Source organism: Gardnerella vaginalis (genome assembly GCF_001563665.1).
In the GTDB taxonomy this organism is placed as follows: Bacteria; Actinomycetota; Actinomycetes; order Actinomycetales; family Bifidobacteriaceae; genus Bifidobacterium; species Bifidobacterium vaginale_A.
On record NZ_KQ961868.1, the window covers coordinates 48,866 to 72,904 of the forward strand.

At 38.1% G+C, this 24,039-nt stretch carries 16 protein-coding genes; 2 read left to right on the top strand and 14 right to left on the bottom strand.

Going from position 1 to position 24,039, the window contains the following annotated elements:
- Positions 1 to 102: 102 nt before the first annotated feature.
- The 3 genes from HMPREF3230_RS04395 to HMPREF3230_RS04405 form a co-directional block, all read right to left on the bottom strand.
- The gene (locus HMPREF3230_RS04395; RefSeq protein ID WP_075523733.1) at positions 103 to 1,422 is read right to left on the bottom strand and encodes an FAD-binding protein; all 1,320 of its coding nucleotides are present in this window, start codon (positions 1,420 to 1,422) and stop codon (positions 103 to 105) included.
- A 236-nt stretch (positions 1,423 to 1,658) separates the two neighbouring features.
- Positions 1,659 to 1,952: a co-chaperone GroES gene (gene groES / locus HMPREF3230_RS04400; protein ID WP_075523734.1), complete on the bottom strand. Its 294-nt coding sequence runs from the start codon at positions 1,950 to 1,952 to the stop codon at positions 1,659 to 1,661.
- Between the two features lie 158 nt (positions 1,953 to 2,110).
- The gene (locus HMPREF3230_RS04405; protein WP_155642908.1) at positions 2,111 to 3,553 is read right to left on the bottom strand and encodes a hypothetical protein; all 1,443 of its coding nucleotides are present in this window, start codon (positions 3,551 to 3,553) and stop codon (positions 2,111 to 2,113) included.
- A 501-nt stretch (positions 3,554 to 4,054) separates the two neighbouring features.
- On the opposite strand from HMPREF3230_RS04405, the gene HMPREF3230_RS06245 reads away from it, so the two are divergent.
- Together HMPREF3230_RS06245 and HMPREF3230_RS04410 are read left to right on the top strand one after the other, a co-directional pair.
- Complete coding sequence (locus HMPREF3230_RS06245; protein WP_082266286.1) at positions 4,055 to 4,231, top strand: FmdB family zinc ribbon protein; 177 nt, start codon at positions 4,055 to 4,057, stop codon at positions 4,229 to 4,231.
- A 523-nt stretch (positions 4,232 to 4,754) separates the two neighbouring features.
- Positions 4,755 to 5,297: an SAF domain-containing protein gene (locus HMPREF3230_RS04410; RefSeq protein ID WP_155642909.1), complete on the top strand. Its 543-nt coding sequence runs from the start codon at positions 4,755 to 4,757 to the stop codon at positions 5,295 to 5,297.
- A gap of 90 nt (positions 5,298 to 5,387) precedes the next feature.
- Here HMPREF3230_RS04410 and HMPREF3230_RS04415 read toward each other — a convergent pair whose 3' ends face one another.
- From HMPREF3230_RS04415 to HMPREF3230_RS04465, 11 genes are all read right to left on the bottom strand, one after another.
- On the bottom strand, positions 5,388 to 5,588 hold the full coding sequence (locus HMPREF3230_RS04415; protein WP_075523737.1) for a hypothetical protein: 201 nt from the start codon (positions 5,586 to 5,588) through the stop codon (positions 5,388 to 5,390).
- Positions 5,588 to 9,475 (bottom strand): helicase, encoded by a 3,888-nt coding sequence (locus tag HMPREF3230_RS04420; RefSeq protein WP_196489647.1) that lies wholly within the window; start codon positions 9,473 to 9,475, stop codon positions 5,588 to 5,590. Before HMPREF3230_RS04420 ends, HMPREF3230_RS04415 begins: the two co-directional genes overlap by 1 nt.
- Position 9,476: 1 nt before the next feature.
- Positions 9,477 to 10,961 (bottom strand): FHA domain-containing protein, encoded by a 1,485-nt coding sequence (locus HMPREF3230_RS04425; RefSeq protein ID WP_075523739.1) that lies wholly within the window; start codon positions 10,959 to 10,961, stop codon positions 9,477 to 9,479.
- Positions 10,962 to 11,162: 201 nt separating this feature from the next.
- Positions 11,163 to 11,357 (bottom strand): 50S ribosomal protein L28, encoded by a 195-nt coding sequence (rpmB, locus tag HMPREF3230_RS04430; RefSeq protein ID WP_075523740.1) that lies wholly within the window; start codon positions 11,355 to 11,357, stop codon positions 11,163 to 11,165.
- Between the two features lie 101 nt (positions 11,358 to 11,458).
- A complete protein-coding gene (gene fni / locus HMPREF3230_RS06620; protein WP_075523741.1) occupies positions 11,459 to 14,182 on the bottom strand; it encodes a type 2 isopentenyl-diphosphate Delta-isomerase in 2,724 nt (907 codons plus the stop codon).
- Between the two features lie 113 nt (positions 14,183 to 14,295).
- The gene (mvaD, locus tag HMPREF3230_RS04440; protein WP_075523742.1) at positions 14,296 to 15,375 is read right to left on the bottom strand and encodes a diphosphomevalonate decarboxylase; all 1,080 of its coding nucleotides are present in this window, start codon (positions 15,373 to 15,375) and stop codon (positions 14,296 to 14,298) included.
- 142 nt (positions 15,376 to 15,517) lie between these two features.
- Positions 15,518 to 16,666, bottom strand: coding sequence for a mevalonate kinase (mvk, locus tag HMPREF3230_RS04445; RefSeq protein WP_230955920.1), 1,149 nt, complete (start codon positions 16,664 to 16,666; stop codon positions 15,518 to 15,520).
- Between the two features lie 456 nt (positions 16,667 to 17,122).
- Positions 17,123 to 17,503 (bottom strand): 50S ribosomal protein L7/L12, encoded by a 381-nt coding sequence (rplL, locus tag HMPREF3230_RS04450; RefSeq protein WP_075523744.1) that lies wholly within the window; start codon positions 17,501 to 17,503, stop codon positions 17,123 to 17,125.
- A 98-nt stretch (positions 17,504 to 17,601) separates the two neighbouring features.
- Positions 17,602 to 18,123: a 50S ribosomal protein L10 gene (gene rplJ / locus HMPREF3230_RS04455; protein WP_075523745.1), complete on the bottom strand. Its 522-nt coding sequence runs from the start codon at positions 18,121 to 18,123 to the stop codon at positions 17,602 to 17,604.
- A gap of 497 nt (positions 18,124 to 18,620) precedes the next feature.
- Complete coding sequence (locus tag HMPREF3230_RS04460; protein ID WP_075523746.1) at positions 18,621 to 20,024, bottom strand: NCS2 family permease; 1,404 nt, start codon at positions 20,022 to 20,024, stop codon at positions 18,621 to 18,623.
- A gap of 323 nt (positions 20,025 to 20,347) precedes the next feature.
- Positions 20,348 to 23,605 (bottom strand): right-handed parallel beta-helix repeat-containing protein, encoded by a 3,258-nt coding sequence (locus HMPREF3230_RS04465; RefSeq protein ID WP_075523747.1) that lies wholly within the window; start codon positions 23,603 to 23,605, stop codon positions 20,348 to 20,350.
- Positions 23,606 to 24,039 lie beyond the last annotated feature (434 nt).

The window sequence follows — 24,039 nt, forward strand, 5'->3', positions numbered from 1 at the left end:
TTCTCAGGAAACTTTAAGGAAACGCATTAAAGCACGTTAAAACCTTGCAAAATCAAGGATTTTCACACACAAATACTCAACACGCCGAAAGCGCAGAACCTCTCACATATCTATTTTTACGCCAATTACAACAGGCTCTGGAACTAATCGCACGTTAAACGAACGATACACGCCATCAATAATTGCGCGAGCAAGAGATGCAACATCTTCACAAGTAGCATTATGCCTATTAGTCAACGCAAGAGTATGAAGTGAAGATAATCCAGCATTACAAGATTTTCTCTCGCCATCGCCGGCACCCTCGCCAGCACTATCACCAGCCCCCTCACAGGAAGCACCCTCAACATCACTAAGCTTAAATCCTTTATGGAATCCAGCATGATCTATAAGCCAAGCTGCAGATGTTTTCACACCCAAAGAACCATCTGGCAAAGTGGCATCAAATCTTGGAGCATCCTTCGGCAATCGCGAAGCATCATCAACACTTAAAATCGGATTCATAAAGAAACTACCGCAACTATGCCTGTCGCTATACAAATCATCCCCATCATGCCAAACTCCAGTCACATAATCCTCAGACTGTAACCGTAAAGCTTCACGAACTCCGTCTACGCTTTTAGAACCACGCATCCAAACATTCTCATACCGCGTTGCATCTTCAAGCATTCCTTTAGAAGCTCGAACTCGCAAAACTTCCCTACGAATCGCAGAAGTACTCATTCTCTCGCCAAGACTCACGTTAAGAGCATGAGCCAACTGACTATGAGATACAACACCTGTTTCACTATGCTTTAAGCAAAAAGTCACAGATAGCACAACGTATCTAGGAGTAGGGAAAAACTCAGATTTTTTAGCGCTATTTACATGATCCTCATACATGCTTTGTTTTAGAAGAGAAGTGCGATACCCAAAATGCATATCTTCACAAGATAATTCACTAGTTATCTTATTTTTACGATCCCAAACTTCTACAGATTTAACACTTTGCGAAACTTCCTGACCATAAGCGCCAATATTTTGCACAACAGAAGCTCCAACTGTTCCAGGTATGCCAGATAATCCTTCAACGCCTTCTAAGCCGAGAGAAATCACGTGAGATACAAAGTCATCCCAATTGCAACCAGCTTCTGCATTTACGTGAACAATATGCGAACCGGATTCATCAACACCATCTTCTGCTGGAGATGCCTCATCTTGCACGCTTATTGTTCTACGAGCATCGCGCACAACCACACCATTAAAAGGATTATCGCTGACTAGCATATTAGAACCGCCGCCTATAACGCATAACGGCAAACCTTTTTCATCTGCATCTTCAACAGCTTCAATAACTGCTACTCTGCTCGTTGGCTGTATAAAATGCAATATTTCTCCACCAACACCAATGGTTGTTAAATCAGCAAAATTTGGTTGCATAGTCATATATGTTATGTTACTCGGTAGCATACTCGAAAATTTTCGCAACTCTAATTTTTCGCACAAAACAAGGTTATTTCCAAAAACAAACTACTAGATACACACAAAACAAACTAGAAAATAAACCTAAAAAATTACTAGATAAAAATCACAAAAGCATACTCGAAAAAACAAAACGCTGAAAGCTTGAACACTCAGTCCAAAACTTCCAGCGTTATTTAACTTGCTATAAACAGCAAATCTCAGCCAAGAATAGCGAGAACGTCACGAGAAGAAACGATTAAGTAATCTTCACCCTCATAATGAACTTCAGTTCCGCCATACTTGGAGTAAAGAACCTTATCTCCCACTTTTACATCAACAGGAATTCGCTCACCTTTATCGTCACGGCGACCTGGGCCAACCGCAAGAACTTCACCCTGCTGAGGCTTTTCTTTAGCATTATCTGGAATATACAAGCCAGAAGCAGTCTGAGTTTCCGCCTGAGCCTGCTTTACAATAATCTTATCTTCCAACGGCGTGAGTTTAATCGACACTGTTGTCACCTCTTTCTTAAGAGAGATACTACATTTAGCGCAAACCGCATAAGACGAGGCTGACGATCACGTCTATAATCCATTTACGCACTATCTGTTATGATAGCGCAATTTTAGCACTCTGCCAACTTGAGTGCTAAAATTTTCAAAATTTAACTTCAATTCTGATTTCTACGAGCCAAGACTTCAAGCAAATCAGCGCTTCCAAGCGAATCCTCAGTTCGTTCAGGAGCTTCTACAACAACTTCATCACACGAATTGTTTTTAGAAGCAATAGAATCGCGATTAGGCTCAGAAGTATTTAAAAGATTTGCAACTTTTGATTCCACTGGAACAGCTTTAGCGACTTGCTTAGTTGACTTAATTTCCAAACTTTCTGGAGCATATGATTCTGAATTATTCGTGTTATTGGAATCATCTTTTTTAGAGCTTGAGCCAAGAGAGAACGAAATTAAATCATGCGATTTTAATGGCTCACTAGAAGAATCTACGCAAAGCGATGCTGTAGCTAAATCAAACACATCTAATCCGCGTGAAGCTCTTACAGTATTGATTTCATCAGTAAGATCCGAGTGAATTAAATCGCGAGAATTATTTGAATCAGATGAAGACTGCTCATTATTTTTAGAAACAGAAGAATCTACCGAATCTTGAACATCCTCAGCAGAAGCAGAATCAGCAGAAACACCAGAAACAGCAGGAGTAGAAACTCCATTTTCAAGATCAACATAATTTTCTGCAACTATTCCGCGACTCTCAAGAGCACGCTTTTTTTCTTGCATAGAACGATGTAAAGCAATACGGATTTCGCGCTTTTCCATAACAGAAGTAGCAACCGAATCATCCACATTGCAAGAATTTTCACTGCTATTTTCACTGATATTATCGTTACTATTTTCAACGTTGTTTTGTATATTTTCGCTAGTATTTTCTCTGCTATTTCCGCTATTTTCACGTTCAAGCTCATAATTACTATCTACACAATCAGAATGCGCAAGTTCATTTTCATTATCATGCGCAAATTCCTCATACGAATCAGAGTCAGAAGCAGAAGCAGAGTCAGAAGCAGAAACAGAAGACGCAGCAGATTCGCCAATACCACGATATTTTTTATAGACAGAAATCTCTCCACGCTTAACTCTAGATTCCCATTCTCTAGCAGCTTTTGAAGCTTTAATGCCGAAATATATCACTGTAGAAAATAGCGCGAAAGGAATAAGCGCAAATAAAGGCGAATATAAACCACTAAAACCAGTAAAAAGAACTACTAACGTGAGCACAAACAACAAAGACACGAGAATTCTACGTCGTCGTATTGAATCCCTACGCAATTGCCTTACTTTACGAATATGCTCTTGTGTAATCATCTTTATATTCTGCTTAGCAGGTTGCATACTAGCCCCTTCCGCAAATTTATTGGCATCATCACACATATGTGAATTAGTCCACTCATCTACTAGATGCAAAGATGACGAATACCTATCTTCACGATGCTCAAGCATAGTTTTCATGCTCTTAAGCGTCAGCTTTGGAAGCCATCCAAACAATAGAGCTATGACGATAATAACTAAAAGTAAAGTACTAATCGATTCATAACCCATAAGTACAAATATAAAGAGTCATTGGGATGTGCCGAAAAATCTTCAGATTTGGCGTGTCGCGATTTTATTAACAAATTAAATATTTATGTAATCGCTGACAATGTAATTTCTCATTCATCATGTACTAGTGAGGTGTGGAAATTACTTAACGAACAATAAAAAGCGAAACGGTATTTGAAGAAGTTACACCTAATCCAAACTATTTGTAAAACTAAAGTAAGCTAAAATCTAACTTTTACTACTACAAGCAACAACATTTAAACATGCGTAAAAAGTTGAAGCTCCTGTGAGGTAAGTAATTCCCACACCTCACAAACACAACAAGAACAAAAAACAACAAAAGATTATATAGTTTATTTACAATCACTGTCTAGGTCTGTACTAGGATATGTTGAGGAAGTACAGCTTTTATAACTGCATATTGATTCTGTATGTAAAGCGAAATGTTATTTAACACAAAGCTTTTTGATTGAATCAAAAAATAAACTTCGGAGGGTTCATTTGCCTACTTATCATTATCGTTGCAAGCAATGCGGATACGATTTTACAGAACAACAATCGTTCTCAGACGATCCTATTACGATTTGCCCAAAATGCGGCGAAGCAGAAGTGCGCAAAGTATTTTCCGCTCCACCAATCAATTTTAAAGGTAGTGGATTTTATAGAACCGATAAGTAATAAAGCGCACAAGTTAAGCGCATATTGCTAATAAGACTTTTACAACTGCGCATGCTTTTATAACATGCAAGTGCTTTTATAACATGCGCATATTCAAACAGGCGGATGTGTTGCGTGTTTTTGCGCTACAATCATACGTTCCAGCAGCACACGCGCGCTTTTTAATCACATGCGTTTTTTGCACCACATGCGTTTTTTACAGCACATGCGCACACTTCTACCACATGCGTTTCCAGAAGCATTGCGCGCACTTCTAATCACATGAACACACTTCTAACCACATGCGCGCACTTCTAACCACATAAGATTATTTTTCTTGAATTAGTGATTGCAATAGTTCATGATACAAATTATGATCCACTTACTTACTGATTTCATATCTAGAATGATTTCGCCAAAAGAAGCGCATGAGCGTTATGAGAGCGCACTTATAAAAAGGCGTAATAAAAGATTTTTACGTAAAATACTCATTGTAATAAGTTCGTTTATATTAATGATGTTTTGCATATCCGCAATAAGTGCAATGCAAGAAACACAGAATATTATTATTGCAAGAAAATCTATTGCAATAGGAGAAAAAATAACCTCATCTCATGTTCAAAGTATTACTGTTCCAAAACACGAAGTTTTTCAGCAAGTACTTAGATCATACTCATCAGATTTGAATCTAACAGCTTTATGTAACATAAAATCTGGCATGCCAATACTCACTAACGAAATTAGCAAGTCGCCAAATATCCCTAAAGGATACACAACGATTGACGTAACTTTATCTAGCGCAAATCAAGCACTAAAACCTGGAGAAAATATTTCTATTGCATTCGCTAAATCGCCAAATGATATAAATAATACAAATAAAGATAATCACAAAGAAATCGAGAATAATAACAGTCAAACAACAAGTGAAAAGAGAGCAAATTTTACAGTTTTAAGAGATGTACTTGTTATTAAAACACCAGATAGCAGACATATTGCAACGCTTGCAATGAGAGCAAATGACGCGCTAGAACTTCTGAACGCGCAATCCGACACGCCAACAGGTGCAATAATAGCCATAAAACAATAAAAACAACGAGTTTCTTTAAGCCTAAACTAACGTTTAACAACAAAATATTAAAAAAGTGTTACCAGACGCAAGAATATTACAAGTCAAACACTAATCAATATGCTCGTTAAATATTGCCCAATGAGGAGGTAATTGAGTCAAAATACGTTGATCATCGTCTTCTGATTTCTGAATTGAATTCTGAAAATCAGAAGGATCCAACTTTACGCCATCCATCTCAAACAATTCAGAACCTCGGCGAACCACGCGATTATGTTTACGCGGGGCACGCCGATTAGGATCATACGCCATTAACGCTCATCTCCATGCAACTCGCCAATACGAGATACAATGCGATCTACTTCTTTTTCAGGATTAACAAATGCTGCAACACTCCACACATTCATAACAACCCATCCAAGAGTTTCGAGATCTTGAATAAGCATGCGATGACGCTCTCTAGTAGATTGAATGCTCATGAATTGAGAATCATCAGTCAAAATAGCAATTTCATAAGGCTTATCTGGCAATCCCACAACAAGAGGAATCTTAATACCTGTATTTAATCCATAATTAGCGCAAACACGCAATCCCCTAGAACGAACTCGCTCAGCTAAATCAGCAAAAAGCACATTTTCATTGCGAGCTAGCATTTCAACAGAAGATTCATGAGAATTCAAATCACCAGATTTTGAAAGCTCATCTTCCAATACGGATCGCGTAGATTTTGAGCTATTAGATTTTTCAGAGTCTGAAACAGAATCAGAGTCAGAGTCTGAAACAGAAGGTTCAGAATCAGAAGAATCAGACGCTACAGAAGAATCAGCAGATGCAGAAGAATCAGCACTAACTTCATTAGCTACTACAGAATCACCAGCACCACTAGTACTAGAAGAATCAGAATTCACAGAATTATCACTCAAATTCTCTGCCCAAATAAGCAAATTCTTAAGCAGCTTAGGACCATCTTGATGCAAACGCTCATCATCCATGTCTTTAGACGTAAAAGCACAAACAATATCTAGATTCCTGCGAGATAAAGCCAAAGAATCCAACAGCATGTTTTTACCGCCTTCAGCTTCCAACAAACCGAATTGTTGCAAAAGGCGACCGTGCGAAGTCTTTGCATAGCAGAACGAAAGAATAACATCAGTAGCGTAAGCTCCAACAGCCTCATTGACGCTAACTAATCGAACGTGACGCAAGAATCGCGCCATATTCTCATCCTTAAATGCTAATGCTTTCAAATCAGCACCAAGACGTATACGGAATGCGTTAGTGAGCATCACAACTGCAAGAACATAACTAGAAGGAACAACAGTAAAAGTTTGAGCTCTTTGCTTAATCAACGACACAACTTCATCAATTTCTTTCTGGGAGCATTCAATCAACCCAGAAGACATAACAGGAACACCAGTTGCTTCAACTTGATGCAAACGCACTCTACCTTGCAATCGTTCTACAGGAATATCTTGATGAACCTCACCATAACCGTTAGACTCCAGGAACTTCGCCAAGAGTAAGGATCTGCGCAAAGCGTGAGATTTTATTCTAACCTGCGGCAATAAATCAACCAATTTCTTAAGGCATTGAGAGCTTATAGTAGATTTATGAGCGATAATAACAACATTTCGCGCTCTAACAAGCACAGACAATAATTCAAGATTCGAAATATGCTCTGCAGAATCAATTATTACAGTATCTGCAATAGGCTTAAACGGCAGTCTCATAGCTAAAGTCGAAGGCATGCCAATCATAATCGGCTTAGCACAAAGAACCAAATCAGCATAATCTCTTACCAAATTAGCGAAAGTCACACCAACACGATTACCTGCAAGCATAGTATGAAGTTGATTAGCTTCTTGAGTGTGAGCAAAAAGCAAATCACACAAATGCTTCATAGCTTCTTGTTGAACCATAGGCCCAATAGAACGCACGTGCTCAGTATCAACTTGCACAAATCTATCTGCCGCATCTTGCATAGCAGATCCATCTTGATGAGAAATAATTTCAGAAGAACGAACAATATCTTCAAAAACAGTAGTCCACCAAGCAAGTTGCAATTCGCCATCAAGAGCTTGACCTGTAATATGACGACGACGCAAATCTTCTACTAAATCACTTAATCCAGCTCTTCTAAAATCACGCTCTAAAACGCATCTACCAGGCAAAGTATCAAGAGATGTGCGATTATCGTGCAAAGAACGCAAACGCTCATCAAGCTTAGCAAAATCAGTATTTTCTAAATCCGCACCTTGACGAGTAGTAGCAAGAACAGAATCCAATGCAACAAGATTACGAGTTAGCATTTCTTGCGTATCAACAATATCGTCTAACTTAGGAGGCAAAACAGGCCATCCGCCATGAGGAACAAACAATCTCCACTGGGAAGCCTGTTGAGCAACAATCTTCAAAGCCTCATGCAAATCATCAACTTTTGCACCAACGCGTAGCAAATTACGCGCCTCTTTAACACGTCTTCTGCGCTCCCAGAATCCCATATCTGTTCCTTCAGATTTGCGCAAAGACTTAGGCTTACTTGCTTCAATCATAGATTCCAAATCGCGCTCAAAAATCTCAGGCTGGAAAACATCTAGAACACGCCGTAAATTCTTCAAAACTGTTATTTGACGCGCCCATTGTCTAGCAGTATTGGGAACAGGGAAACCACAATTTTGAACAGTTGTTTTAACTTGTTCACGAGTTGCAGGAAGTAATTTAGTTAATACATCAACAACTCTTTGATAAACATTAACAGCTTCACTTTCGTCAAAAACAGATGCACCAAACCATGGAGTATCTTCCGGAGTAATAGTAAATTCACCGAGTTTGTCTGCATCGTGAAGCTTATGCGCCCAAGATTCAAGATGCCCAGATAGCAAGCGAGCGCAATTAACATCAAATCTCACATGAGTTGAAGGCCTAGAAGGCAACATAGCTATTGCAGCAAGATTTTGTATAGTTTGATAAGCAGAAATACCCCAATGCTCATTATCTTTATGCAAATCTCCAAGATAACGAGTTAAACGAGCGCGAACACCAACAAGCTCATCTGCAACTTGTTCAAATCGCGATGATGCAACACTATGACGCACTCCTACAGCAGAAATAAGCTGAGAATCCACATGTTTAGCGATATGAGGATCAGACACATCTACAGCCAAAGACGAGATTTCATGAGCGCTTAAAGCGTGACGGAATCTACGTTGTTGTTCACTAACATTTGCAACATATAGAACTGAATGCCCAGCTAATACAGAACGAGATGCCACAGATGCAGCTAAAGTAGCAGAATCACATCCTGCATCAATATTCATAAAAACAGAAGTTCCAGATGCAGCCAAAGTAGCAGCATAACGGACTGTATTATCTACATCACCTACTTCAAACTCACTATGAGGATCTGCGTCAAAAGGTGTGTATTGCGGAGCGTTAAAAGCCTTAAGTTTGTTTATAGCGTCCTTATCTGAAAAAATCGCATCAATCATAGTGTTACCAACAACACCTGTTTTTAATGCTTCTATAATATGATCGCCTTCTGTTACAAATCTTGTACCAGCGTCTGTGAAACATCCAAGAACAATATCTCGCTCAATATCAAAATCAGGAAAAACGCTACGAGCTTGCTCACTGACAGCAGCAAATACAGCGGATGTTTCTGGAGTTCCACTTTCATAATTAGAACCATCAAAAAGAACCTCTTCACGAAGTTCCACTCCACGCTCATTTAGACGCTGAACCAAAGCATGATTTAAACGAACATTACCAGAAAAGTAGATAGACGCTACTGTTTCATCTTGAGAACTATCTCGAACTACACGAACAGGATAAGTCAACACAGGAACATGATTGCCATTGAAAGAAGCTACTCCAACAACAAGAGATAACTCTGAAACTCCGCTTTCATGCGCTTTATTATCTCGATCTTCACATACACGATTCAAATTGCGACCGGCAGCTCTTAATATTCCAGAATCTCTAAATAGTGCTTTCAACGTGACTTTTCCACTAGCAAAAAGTTGAGCAATTCCAGAAGGATGTGCATGAGTAAGCTCAAGCTTAGCTTGCAATTTAGTAATATCCTCTAGCGGAGAAGGAACTAGCTGCGATTGATAATCGTCACGCCATTTTTTAAGATCATTTATCAAAGCAACATTATGACGAGTTGCACCTGTTTCAAAAGATTCACCACTATTCATATCATTCACTTCCCATTGCTTTGCGGTATGAATCGTATCCGCTATTTCTAGCTAAAGCTTCATCGACATCAGCGTTTGATTGAGCTGCAAGCCAAGCATACAAATCATCATAAAGATTCGTGTTCATAGCTAAATACGGCAACAATTCAGAATATTTTGCCATTTCAAATTGCTCAGAAAAATCTGAAGTTTGCTTCGCTTCATCCGATGTAAATCCGCCAGCTTCTATAACTTCATGATTAGAATCAAATTCACCTTGTGAAACTTTCTCAAAAACAGACCCAGGCTCGAATGCAGGCGTATATTCATCGTAAAAATCATTATTTACGAATTGAGAAGATTGAGAAGAAGCTGAATCATAAGACGATCCAACATTAGAATTAGCAAAAGAATCGTAATTTGATTCAGATTCACTAGTAGAAAGCTCATTATTCTCAAATTTTGCATTATCAGACGTTACAGAATCTGTATGCGAATCTTCTGATTCTACAGACTCAAAAATATCCTGATTTTGAACATTTTGCGCATTGTTTTCTTCTGAAATTTGATTATAAAGCTGCGTATTTTCTTGAGAATTTTCTTGAGAATTGTTTAGCGAATCACCTTGCAAATCGGATGATAAATCATCAGACAGCGAATCAGACAGCGAATCATCTTGCAAGTTCTCTTTACTATTTTCTTCACTATCAGCTGAATCTTTATCGGAAACACTATTTTCAGATTCGCTAACAGAACTATCAGAAGACGCATCAGATTGCTCAACATCAGATTGCTCAACATCAGATTGCTCAACAACAGATTGCTCAACAACAGAACTTTCTTGAGCGTCATCAAAAAGATTACGAGGCTCAACTTCTTCTTCTTTACGAAGAACTGGAATTTCTACTTCAACAGCATTAGCATCTGGAACATTTATATTTTCAGAGCTTAAAACTGAACCTTCATGATTCCAAGTAAGCTCTGGCTGTGAAACAGACTGAGCATGGAAAACACCAGTAGGCTCACCTGCACGCAAATCTAAAATTTGATCAACCGATAAATCAGAAACATCCGGTTCTTGGCGGTTATCGTCAGTAGCATAAGAGAAAAGATCTCTTACAGAATCATCTTCACTAGCATCTTCTTCAACATGCACAAAATCAATAGGAACATCACCAAATTGCATACGCATTATGCTGTTCGGAAGTTGAAAATCAATATCCGGCTCTAAACGCATTAAATTGCCATTATCCCCAACTAAGTAAGTGCCATTAGTTGAATGAAGATCGCGGATAGTTGCAACACCATTCTTGCTAACAATCAGCAACGCGTGACGCTTAGACATAGAACGCTTATTATCTACAATATCTATACGCTTAAAGCCATCATCTCTTAAAGGTCTAATAGGTTTACGACCAATCTCAACTGATTGACCTGCTCCAATTCGAGCTTGCTCTACGCCACCTACTGTAATCATCCAGCGTTGTACTGTTTGTTGACTGGCCACGCTAATGCTCCCTTCACAAAACACACTACCTTCTATTGTGTCATGCTTTGTGTATATTGCGAGATTCTATATAAAAATTTTGTGCTATAAGGCAAATTCTGTTCTATAAGACAGATTTTGTACTATAAGACAGAAATTTATATTTATATACAAAAAGAGCCCTGAACTTTTGCTCAGGGCATCTTACATTCTTTAAGCGACTCACGCCTCAACGCGCTGAACCTTTCCAGCCTTAATGCATTTCACGCACACGCGAAGACGAACATTCTCGCCATCAATAGTAGTGCGAACTGGCTGAAGATTCGGGCGGAAGGTGCGCTTATTGCGGATATGTGAATGCGACACAGAGAAACCGGTTTGCGGTCCCTTGCCACATACTGCGCAACGAGCTGACATGATGAACTCCCTAATTCTAGACTTGCAAGTCTTGCGTCGTTCAATCACACAAATACGCATAAACAGATAAGCGTGTATGAACGCACAACTACACAAGTATATCACTTGTCAAGACAACTATTCAAACTCTTATTAAATTCTAAAGAATCACCCTTTAAAATAAGCCTAGATTTAGAACGAATATCCGACACTTTTTGTGCTCCAAGCAATGCCATAATATTACGAATTTGCTCTATCCATTCAAAAATTCGCTGCTCTAGTACTTCTTCACCACTATGCATAAGAATGTGCAAAAATTCTCCAGCAACTCCAACTGCTTGAGCACCTAACGCTAAAGCACGAATCACATCAAGAGGAGTACGCACTCCTCCACTTGCAAACACTTTTATACTTCCATTATTGCAATTCTCATATCTCATAACATCTAGCAAAGATTCAACAGTCGTAAGACCCCAAGAACTCAAATATCCATAATCGTTAGAATCCCTACGAGAATTTTCTATAGTTATAAAATTCGTGCCTCCACGTCCACCAATATCCACAAAACGCACACCGAGATCATATAATCTACGAACATCTAAAGAAGTTATTCCGCAACCAGTTTCTTTAACAATCATAGGTATATTCGCTTTATTGCAAGCAATCGAAATATTTTTAATATTTAGCATCCAATCACTAAAATCACGATCGCCCTCAGGCATAACTAACTCTTGAGCAACATTAAGATGAACTTGTAAAGCGTTAGCGTTAATCATTTCAATAGCACGCATAGCGTCAGACGCACTAGTTCCAGCACCAACATTTGCAAACACAAAACCTTTAGGATTTTCATCACGAATAACACTAAAAGTATCTATAAGAGAAGGGTCTTTAAGAGCTGCACTCAAAGAGCCAGAAGACATAGGAATATTCGTTTTGCAAGAAACTCTAGCTAATTGAGCATTCACAGCTTTAGCTTCTTTGCTTCCGCCTGTAATTGCGTTAATATACAACGGAATTGGCGAGGAATATCCCCAAAAACTCACACTAGAATCCACGTTTTCTAGCGAAATGTTTGGCAAAGAAGTCGGCATAAAACTTATATCATCAAATCCAGCTTCAGAATTAGCTTTATATTGCTCGTCTGCAATAGCCAAATGCATATTTTTGCGATTTGAAGTTATTTGAGATTCTAAATTAGAAATGACATTTTTTATAGTAATACGAGAGGATTTTTTATTAGGCGAAGAATTAGACAAAGAATTAGACAAAGAGGATTTTTTATTACACAAATTAGACGATTCTAAATTATTAGAATTACACGAATCCATTTTACTCGCATTACGTTTTGCAAAAGCTCCAGCAGTAATAGGATCACCTTCATGAGGTAAATGAATATCGTCAAAATCTATTTCTTCATGAATATACGAAATTTTCTTCTTATTACCTGTATTATATTGAGATAATTTTTCGCTAAATTCATAATGCAAAACTATGTTTTCTGAAGATTTTCCAGTACCGTTAATTTTAGCTACATTAAGATTTAGCGGCTTAATTCCATCTGATTTCCAAGTATCTTTAATATAAGAAATACCGTCTTTATTGTATGAACTAGCTAAAGCGATTCCACAATCGCCACCGCCAGCACCACTAGTTTTAGCAGCAGCACCAACAAACTTTGCTGTTTCAATCAAACTAGTTAGCATTGGAGTTTCAATAGGAGTTTGAGTTAAATCGCTCAAATCTCTCAAAAGTTGACGATTACATTCCAAACCATGCGAAAGACTTATTAAATCGTCGCTTTCAAGCACTTTCACAAGCCTTTGTACACAAGCTTCACTTAACAAACAAAAATCTTCATAAGTAAACAATTTTTGCGATAGTCGATTTGATTTAACACTGCTAACTAACGAAGAACTCGAAGAAGGAATACCAGTCCAACCAACAAGTAATTTTAAAGATGGGTTTACATTCAAACGTTTTACTTCTAAACGTGGCCACTTTTTTCGCACAAGCTTATGAAAATCAAGATCCCCAGAATTTACCATCTCTATTTCAGCTTTAAGCCAATCGCGATAATACGCTCTATACATAATCCAACCGCCGTAAACACTAGCAGCCACATCTCCGCCACTTCCAGAACCTTCTACTAGAGCAGATGCAATCAATGCCAGCTTACAAATATCCGGAGTAGAAATATCTAAGTCATACCACTTACACAATGCACGAACTACAGCAACTGTAACTGCTGCTGAAGAACCCAATCCATATTTTCTGCCTGAACGCGAATCATCTAAATCACTAGAAATACGCACGTTATAACACTTATTCAAGGGCTTTTTATATTGTTCAAATGCAAATTTATCTACAACATTCATTGCGCAAAGCACATAAGAGTAAAATTGCGCATATTTTTCTTCTTCAACAAGAATATCTTTACCATTAAAAGAGCGCTTCCAATATAAAGTTTTGTATTTTGAATTTTTGTTGACTTTTTGCTGCAAGCGCTGAGAATCCAAAGATACACAAGAAGAATCAACGCTTTCATCAGCAGAATCACAAGCAGAATCACCAGCAGAATCAACACTTTCAGAAACAGATGATATAGAACCGTATACTGTTGGAGAATCTAATTTATTAAAATCTTTTAATTCTGAATTAGATTCACTTAAAAACTTACTGGAATAATTCTTACCGTGTATATCTGTTATGCGCAAATCATCATCATCGATTGTTGCGCTCACATAGCGATTTACAGCTACTACAATTGCAGCAGCTCCATCTACAACTGCATATTCACCTGCAATATAAAGCTTTCCCGAAGCCATGTCTTGCACTTTGCTCATGATATCCCCATATCGTTTATATATGTCTAAAGCGCCTAAAATGAGTATTTCTACTATCTACATGATATTACTAGCATAAAATCCTACACACTCACTACACACTCACTACACACTCATTTTCTAACAAAAATACGTACTCCATCTCCAGGCAAAGCGACCATAATACGAATCGGTTTATTAGAAGACAAATTTGAATTATCTAAAACTTTAGAAATATGCGAGCGCAAATCATTTGCAACTTTCTCTGCTTCACTTTTAACAGTAAGAACTTTCACATTAGGACCAGCATCCATAGTTGCCCAAACAGGCAATCCTTTTGAACGCAAATTTTTTATAATTTCCAATACTTTATAACTATCTTCAGTGATGTAATTAACAGGAGGTACAGCATTATGCATTGTTTCATGCATGCCCATGAAATTTTTCTCTACTATGTTTCCTAAAGTTTCAATATCACTATTTTTTATAGCACAAATTGCGTTCTGAAAATCTTTTTCCGATTGCTTAATCCAGGGCATATAGGTTGGCGATGTTTTTACAGTTCTGCTCATTGCTTCTCGACTAGAAATTGGTTTAGGCGCAGAATCTAAAACTATTGCGATCATTGCTAATTGAAGATTTTCAGGCATTTGGATAGGCTCTGCATATGAAGATTCATCATCTTCTCCAGCATTCCAAATTGAAAGTCCTCCAAAAATAGATCTACATGCAGATCCAGAACCTCTTCGAGCGAGTTTAGATAATTCACGAGGACTTAAATTTAATCCCGCGGCATATGCTCCAGCTGCAGCTAATGCAGCAAATCCGGATGCACTAGATGCTAATCCTGCTGCAGTTGGAACGCTGTTATGAGATACAACATTAGCTTTTAGGGATATTCCAGCACGAGCACGTATAAGATCTAACATAGAAATTATGCGATTACGTACTTTATTCGACTTGCCACCAACAAGTGTTATACCGTCTAAAGAAATGTTATCTTCGGATAAATTCTCATCAAAACTAACTTGTGTTTCAGTTCCCCAATCTGCAAGTGTTAAAGATAGCGAAGAAGCATAAGGCAAAATCAACTCTTCATTACGCTTACCCCAATATTTAATGAGAGCAATATTTACATTTGCACAAGCGCGAGCGCAATTAGCATTCATTGAATCATCGTAAAATACTGACGGATTAACAATCACGCTTTGCATATACTCTCACTTTCACGACTTAACACACTCATGTTGTTATGCACTCATGCACAACTTAACGCATTCACACGCTCACACACAACTTAACACGCTAACATATCAATAACTTAGTCAAATAACGTATCAATATCTTATTAAATTATTATTTTCCGCTAATATCAACAATCCAAGTTTTTTTAGCTCCAGCAGATTTGAAAGCATCGCTAACTTTGTATGCGCAATCTTCAGAATCAGCAATCGCTATAACGCAACCTCCTCCTCCACCACCAGTTAATTTTGCGCCTAGCGCTCCGTTAGAATAAGCAGCATCAACTAAATCATTTAGCAAAGGAGTACTAATTCCAAGCTTATCTAAAATTCTATGAGCACGAATCATTTTTATTCCCACATTTTCGCTACTTCCATGTAACAAATCATCTTCGGCACTTAAAGCAATATCGCCTAATTCTTGCAAAAGAGAATTTACGAAAGTAGGATTTTCATCACGCTTTTTTCGTAAATCTTCCACAGTTACTCTAGTCATGCCTTTTAACCCAGAATCAGCGAGTACAATCCAAGCTCGCATATTTATATTCATATAATCAAATGATCCATTGCAATATTTCACAGGCAAAAGAGATGAAGTTGCAACAGCATCCAATCCAGAAGGTCGCCCGTGAGCTACACGCTCAGCTTGCTGAGTTAAAGAAAATAATTGCGACTGATTAGCGTCAATACCATAATAATCCAAAATAGCGCGAATAATTGCGCCAGCAGATGCAGCAGAAGATCCTAATCCTCTTTCAGGTGGAAAATCTGATTCTGTCAATACATACAAGCGTTCCCCATCCCAGCCTGCAAAATCTAACGCGCAATGAATAGCAGTTCGAATAGAGGAAAATCTAGGAGGGATATTTCGCAATAATCCAGTAAATCCTAAAGCAGAAAAAACAATATTATCGTCAATATTGTTGTAAATATTATCGTGAACACTATCTTGAGCACTAGTTCCAACACTACCAGCACTGACCACGCTATGGGAATTAAGGAGACTAGCGGAATTATGTGAATTTAAGGAAGTAGTCTTCGATTTTAACTCAAAAGATTTATCTAACTCAAAATTAAAAGTGCATTCATTAGAAACAGTGGCTCGCATACAAAGATTTCGCAAAGGCAATGCAACAGCAGGATAGCCATACACAACTGAATGTTCACCAAAAAGTATTACTTTTGCGCATGTTTTTCCAACGCCAAAACGAGGAGTTACACAAGACTTACTAAAAGCATCATACGCATTTGACGCATGACAAATTGTTTCACACGCGCTACTCAACGCATAGCCTCCTACAAGCAAAGATTACAAACAACTTTTCTAATCTAATCTTCAACGAATTAAAAAACTACGATATTTCAAATAAGCTCACAACACATTCACAAAATATTTTTTATTTTTCGTTCGATTACTAATTTATGTTATGTTAGAAAATTTAACGAATAAAAATATGAATAAGAACTAATAAAAATGAATAAGAACAAATAACAATCTGCTTATATGCCGAAAATACAAAATACAAAAAATATTTCAATCAAAAACTAGTGTATATATGCCAAAAACGGTGCTATTTGAGTTATTTTCTAAAACTTGTAAAACAGATTAAATTAAAAAAACTAATATAAACTAAAAGGCGAAAGCAACAATAAAGTCACTTTCGCCTAAAAGCATTAGCTATTATTGCATTACGCAAATTTAGCCAAAATTTGCTATGAACTACTTAAGTTCTACAGTAGCGCCAGCCTCTTCGAGAGCAGCCTTAGCCTTATCAGCATCTTCCTTCTTAGCCTTCTCGAGAACAGCCTTTGGAGCACCGTCAACGAGAGCCTTAGCTTCAGCCAAACCAAGGTTGGTCAAAGCACGAACAGCCTTGATGACTGCAATCTTCTTATCGCCAACGGAAGCGAGAACGACATCAAACTCGTCCTTCTCTTCCTCAGCAGCGCCAGCAGCAGCTGGAGCAGCGGCAACAGCGGCTACAGGTGCAGCAGCTTCAACATCAAACTTCTCTTCAAAAGCCTTGACGAACTCGGAGAGCTCAACGAGGGTCATTTCACCAAAAGCTTCAAGAAGCTCTTCATTAGTGAGCTTAGCCATAATGGCTTCCTTTCTTACTTGGCCGATAGGCACACGTTGTGCCTTAAGCCATCAAATTTTTTATTATTATTTGACTCATGCAGCAAGCTGCAAGGGTATCATGCGGCCTTTTCCTGCTTTTCGCGCAAAGCGTCGATAGTACGCACAGCCTTTGTTGGCAAAGCGTTGAACAGGTAAGCGGCCTTGGACATAGTGCCCTTGAGCGCGCCGGCCATTTCGGAAAGCAACTGTGGGCGAGACTTCAAGTCTGCAAGCTGCTTTGCACCTTCGGCATCGTAAACGGTTCCATCTGCGAAACCGCCCTTGATAACGAGGGTCTTATTCTCTTTGGCAAAATCACGCAAAGTCTTAGCAGCCTCAATGAAATCACCTTTTACGAAAGTGATTGCAGTTGGACCGGCGAGAAGCTCGTCAAGACCTTCAATGCCCGCTTCCTTAGCAGCAATACGAGCAAGCGTGTTCTTAGCCACAGAGTAGGAAGTATCGCGGCCTAGCTTTTCACGCAAATCAGAAATCTGCGGAACTGTAAGCCCGCGGTACTCGGTGAGGTAGACAGCGTCTGCATTACGGAATAATCCAGTAAGCTCTGCAACTACCGCTTCCTTTTCGGGCCTCTTCATGGCGTTCCTTCCTAAATCGGCCGTCGATTTGAAAGAAACACATCAAGCTTAATCTAAACAGAGCAACAAAAAAGCTCTGCGCACTGGCAGAGCAACAAACAAAACACTAAAGCGTTTAAACTTTCGATTTACAATAAACAATTTGCAAATCATTGCTCAACCTGTGCTGGCATGACACATCAATTTCAGGAATCTCGCGATTCCACCAACGGTCTGTGGTTTACGTTGGGATAGTTTAATATGCATCTAAGACAATGTCAAGAAAATAGAAGAAAGTATTAAGCAAGTATCAAGAAAATAGAAGACAATATCAAGCGAATTTGCAGTAAATCTAAGAATAAATTTAGAAAAACAAAAATAAAAACAGAAATAGAAACAGAAAGAGGGCATGTAATCACACGCCCTCTAATTTTTCTTATGCTTGCGAACTAAATTCTTGAAGTTAAATTCTTGAAATTCAATTCACATTTACTTACATTTACAGCACAGCTACTTATTTACAGCACAGCGTTAGCAATAAAATCAAGCAAGAACAACAAAGAAACAATCCAAAGCATTGGATGAATTTCCTTAGCGCGCTTCTTGCAAGTCATCACTAAGCAGTACATAATGAATCCGGCTGCGATACCGTAAGAAATGTTGTAAGAAAATGCCATGAATACAGCTGCGAAGAATGCAGGAATTGCCTCGGAAATATCATCCCAAGCAATTTCCTTCAAAGAACTTGCCATCATGCATCCAACAACCACAAGCACACCAGCAGTTGCAGCAGCAGGTACAGCGGAAACAACTGGAGCAAGAACTATTGAAAGTGCAAAACAGATTGACACAACTACTGAAGTCAAACCTGTACGACCACCTGCACCAATACCTGCAGCAGACTCTACATAAGTAGTGGTGTTAGAAGTACCGAAGATTGCACCAACAGAAGTTGCAATGGAATCAGCAAACAAAGCGCGATCCATCTTGGAGCTAAATCCGGAGCCGTTTTCCAAAGCACGCTCGTCCGCTTCAGAGAAGATTCCAGTACGACGACCAGTACCAATGAAAGTACCCAAAGTGTCGAAAGTATCAGACATTGAGAAAGCAAAGATTGTTATTAAAACCAGCGGAATACGATCAGGACGTGAGAACAGAGTTGGGAATCCTTCGTTTGTAAATATTGCACAGAAAGTCTTAGGCAAATCATGGAAAGCGCCCATGATTGACACAGAGTTGTTCATAGTAGTCAAACCCATTGGAATACCAATGATAGCTGTAACAACAATGGAAATAAGCAAAGATCCGCGAACATTCAAAACAGTAAGAATAATTGCCAAAATCAAGCCAATAAGGAACAACCATAGAACTGGGTTCTTTAGAACAGCAAGACCTGGAATTGCAGGAGTTGCACCAAATTTAGATGCAATTGCTACAGCTTCTTTGTCTTTTGGAGTGAACTTAATCAAATCAACGTTCACCATGCCAACATAAGCCACGAATAAACCGATGCCACCGCCGATTGCGTGTTGTAACGAAGTCGGGATGGCACGAATAATCATTTTACGAATTTTAGTAACGGTAATAAGAATGTTAATTAAACCGCATAAGAACACCATACACATGGCATGCTGCCAACTAAAGCCTAAGCCTTTTACGACAGTGAACGTAAAGAACGCATTAAGACCCATACCAGCAGCTTGAGCGTAAGGCACGTTAGCAAACAGACCCATAACAAGCGTGCCAATAATAGCTGCAATAATTGTTGCTAAGAACACGCCACCCCATGGCATACCAGTTTCTTTTAATACATTTGGATTTACGATGATTATGTACGACATTGCGAAGAATGTAGTGAGACCTGCAGTGATCTCCGTTGGTACATTCGTGCCGTTTTCTTTGAGATGGAAGAACTTTTCCATAAACTCTCGGTTCCTTGGTTTACAAGCGCAAAAGACCATAAAAAGCGCGGCGAAGGCTCTTGAGCAATCGCGCACGCAATTACATTTGGGCATTCACGCAGAGGTTACTGCGACTCGCCGGCATAGCGAAGGCATCGCAAAATCTCACATAAAATTATGAAAATTGCGAAACCTTTGAACACCGAACGTCTTAGACAATACTCGTAAGTGCTGACCTAAGATTTGCTCGCGATTTTAGATTTTTATGTAAAAAAAAAAGGTCTTTGCATACAATAGCATGCAAAGACCAAATAAATTACAATACTTCTAAAATAAGCAACAGCCTACTTTTGAGAATTTCGCAAGAGCGCACCAGCATAAGCTAAAATGCTAGCAACAAAAACAGTTAAGAGCGCACTTACGCCAGTATTAGGTAACTTACTTACAACAGTATTAGGTAACTTATTAGACGAAACCTTACTTTCAACGGTAATATTCGTCCAACCAAGCTGATTACCATTCTCATCAATAAGAGCAACCGTATGCTTACCAGAATAACCAGCAGGGAACAATGCATCAAATTGAGGTTTGCCATTAAGCATATAAACCTTCACACGATCAGCTCCACTAGCGTCCTTAAGCAAACGAGGAGATGAATAAATATATGCATAAGCATACACAAAACCATCAGCCTTCAAATGAGAAATAAACTCCTCATTAGAAATATTCGCAATAACTCTATTGACAGCATTAGCGTACGCTACATTCTTCGCACCAATAGTAAGCTTACCTTTCAATTCAGGATTAAGACCATCAACACTAGAAGGAGCAAGAGCATTCACGGATGTAGGTGCTGGAGCAACAGGCTTAACAGGCTCAACCGGAGTAGAAGGATTTACTGGATCAGATTCATGTTTAGCTACACACTCAGAATCATGAACATCACTAGCTTCATCCACATACTCAAAAACAGGACTTACATGCAAAGACGGACGAGACATATCAGATTCAGCTGTTGCAACAACACGAATCCAATCACCGCGCTTTACATCCAATAAACCATGACTTTTAACAGCGTTAGCAAACTCTTGCGAAACTTTCAAAGACTCTGAGAGTTTAGCACTATACAAAACTTCATTGTTTATCATTAAAGACAATGTTATTGCTTTGCCATTATTGCCTTTCTGACGCAAATACGGCTCATTCTCTTTAATAGTAAAGCGAATCTTTCCGCTCTTTGGAGCAAGCCATGCAATTGCAACACCACCAGCACTACCAGGTGAATCACTTAGCAAGCCATGTATATCTTTTCTATTTTCAGGATAGTTACGATTTGGATAATCTATTCCAGGTCCATAATAACTGTCAAAAAGCCAGTTAGGATACTGCGGATCCTTAGATTTCAAATCCTCCCAAGTTCCACTGTCACCATCCTGTTTCTGACCATGCCAAATAGGTCCTTGATGATTATCTTGATATTCACGAACCCAATCCCAAGTCATCTTAGGCTTAATTACATAATCAATGAAAGCAGAATCAGAAGAATTATCTCCCTCAAGAGAAAATCGTACAATATCGCCTTCTAACACATTTGCAGAAGGTTTTAGTACAGAACCACTACGCAAAACTTGCATTTTAGTTTCGCTTCCAACTTTTATCATAGATAAAAGATCGCATACATTTGTAGTAAGCTTTTTACCTATAGGCACATAAATGGTCTTATTACCATTTTCATTACCTGTTTCAAAGTCAATATTTTTAATAGAAATAGCCTTAACGTCACTTTCAGCACAACCAATATCTGGGTTAGATACGATCTTAGATCCAAAGAAATCATGCTCAAAATTAAAACCATTAAGATCATGAATTACTGTACCGGAATTTATTGCTGGAGATCCCTTAGCAAGTAGATAATTAGCAAAAGCATTATTATCGCCTTGACGAGAATAAATTTTGCCATTCTTATTAAAATCTTTTATGCCAATTACGTTAGATTTGAATACTTTGAGAATATCATCTGCCTTCAAAGCTTTTGTATCGCTTCTAGGAGTTGATTCATAATTTATATACAAATTATTCTTATATACTTGTCGATTATTCCTATTCCATTGAGCATTTTTTGTTGTAGCATTGCTAAGAGAACCGTTATTTTCATCAACGCTAGCAAAAATATTATTTTCCATAAGACCTGGGCCATTAGTTCGGTCCGTCAAAACTTTCACACCTTTACGCAATATAAACGTATTGTTGTAAATATGCGCAGTGCTATAAGTTGTTGGTAAATCAATTGCGCCATTATCTCCTACAGCAATGTTGTATCTGAATGTAGTGTTAATAGCAAAATAATTACAAACCATTAAAGTAGCAAAAGTATTATTTTGCGAATAGTTATATTGGTAAAGAGTGCCATCACCAAAATCAGCATCCCAAGGCTGACCATCGCCATTACCGTGATCAGCGTTCAATGTTTCATAAGCTTCGTTATACTCAAACAATGCATTCTTGCATCTCCAAGGCCAAATAGCAGCAGCAGTTCTTCCGGAAGAAGTTAAATAATCTTGAGTGTTAATATGCTTAGCAACCTTAGAAGATACATTTCCTTTAACGAGTGGACGATCGCAATACATTACTGTAATAGCATCACCACCAGCGCCATATACAAAATTATTTTCGATTACAACATTAGTTTGACCATATTTAGCAATTACAGAATCCTTAATAGCTCCACCAGCGCCATTAGAGTAATCAAAATCGTTATTCCAATTGCGTGAGTTATCAATATAATTCAAATACGAAGTGTAACCTACTGCGATACCCCATCTATCTACGTCTTCAACTCTATTATTTTTTATTGAAATATGATCAAAACGAGATACATGATTTTGTAAATATGCATCATCGGCTGCACTCTGACGATATTTTGGCAAATGAGCCATAAAATATATACCGCCATTTGCCATATGCTTGTTGTAAATATTGCCATCAACGTCATGAATATAGCAATTCTCAATACTGACATTACTCATAGTAGTACCGTTTTCAGCAATACCAGCAATGCCAGTCCTATCCATACGATTTTGTCTTCTATCTAATTTTGTACCGTCAGAATCAGCCTGCTCAGTCCATTTCCATGTTTTAACTGGATCATAAACATTCTCATCGTCATTCGTGATTTCTAAATTCTTCACAGTAATATAAGAAGAATCCTTAATGAGAATAGTTGACGAAACATCACCCTTATGCTTATGAGGACTTCCACCAATTAGTGCTTTATAATCCTGATGCCACTGACTATCTTTTACACCGTTTGCAGCAATAAGCGGAGCAGGCTTAGATGGATCTCCATAATCCATAAAAGTTATAGGCTTATTTTCAGCACCAGATATATCCTTAATATGTAAAGATTGATTATTAAATTTAGAACCTCTTTTTAGAAGAATCTTATCTCCAGGCTTAAAATCCTTCATAATTTCATTTATTTTATTTAATGTTTTAAGAGGTTTATCAGCAGTAGTTCCTGTATTATTATCATTTCCTTCTTCACTAGAAACATAAAAGCTACGACCTACAACACCCCCCCCCCAACTCAGTTTCTTGACCAACTGCAATATTGGTGAAAAAAGTGCCTACAACACATGTACAACATACAGCAGCTAACGCTCGCTTTAGATTTATAACACTCATATTCTATAGTCCTTCTTCAATAGAAAAACAATTATTTACGTGACTCTATTGATCGATAATGAACGCCTTTACTCACATCTATCAATAGAATATTTTTTGAAGTTATATTTATGTAATTATTATTTTTTAATTGATATTGTTATACCGTATCTGCAAGCAACCTTGCCAACATAAACGGAATACTATTATATTAGTAAATATAATTAACAATTTCAGTTTAACTATAACATCACGATTTCTCTAATACAATATGAATTTATGCTTATTTTGTAAACAATCTTATAGATTTATTTACTAAGTAAGTAAAGTATAGATTACGTACTAGTGAGGTGTGGAAATTACTTAACGAACA

Excerpts from the sequence above, each read along its gene's own strand:
- rpmB (WP_075523740.1), bottom strand. The coding sequence starts at position 11,357 with ATGTCAGCTCGTTGCGCAGTATGTGGCAAGGGACCGCAAACCGGTTTC.
- HMPREF3230_RS04405 (WP_155642908.1), bottom strand. The coding sequence starts at position 3,553 with ATGGGTTATGAATCGATTAGTACTTTACTTTTAGTTATTATCGTCATA.
- HMPREF3230_RS04460 (WP_075523746.1), bottom strand. The coding sequence starts at position 20,024 with ATGGAAAAGTTCTTCCATCTCAAAGAAAACGGCACGAATGTACCAACG.
- HMPREF3230_RS04395 (WP_075523733.1), bottom strand. The coding sequence starts at position 1,422 with ATGACTATGCAACCAAATTTTGCTGATTTAACAACCATTGGTGTTGGT.
- rplL (WP_075523744.1), bottom strand. The coding sequence starts at position 17,503 with ATGGCTAAGCTCACTAATGAAGAGCTTCTTGAAGCTTTTGGTGAAATG.
- HMPREF3230_RS04410 (WP_155642909.1), top strand. The coding sequence starts at position 4,755 with ATGCAAGAAACACAGAATATTATTATTGCAAGAAAATCTATTGCAATA.
- fni (WP_075523741.1), bottom strand. The coding sequence starts at position 14,182 with ATGAGCAAAGTGCAAGACATGGCTTCGGGAAAGCTTTATATTGCAGGT.
- rplJ (WP_075523745.1), bottom strand. The coding sequence starts at position 18,123 with ATGAAGAGGCCCGAAAAGGAAGCGGTAGTTGCAGAGCTTACTGGATTA.
- HMPREF3230_RS04420 (WP_196489647.1), bottom strand. The coding sequence starts at position 9,475 with ATGAATAGTGGTGAATCTTTTGAAACAGGTGCAACTCGTCATAATGTT.
- HMPREF3230_RS04415 (WP_075523737.1), bottom strand. The coding sequence starts at position 5,588 with ATGGCGTATGATCCTAATCGGCGTGCCCCGCGTAAACATAATCGCGTG.
- mvaD (WP_075523742.1), bottom strand. The coding sequence starts at position 15,375 with ATGCAAAGCGTGATTGTTAATCCGTCAGTATTTTACGATGATTCAATG.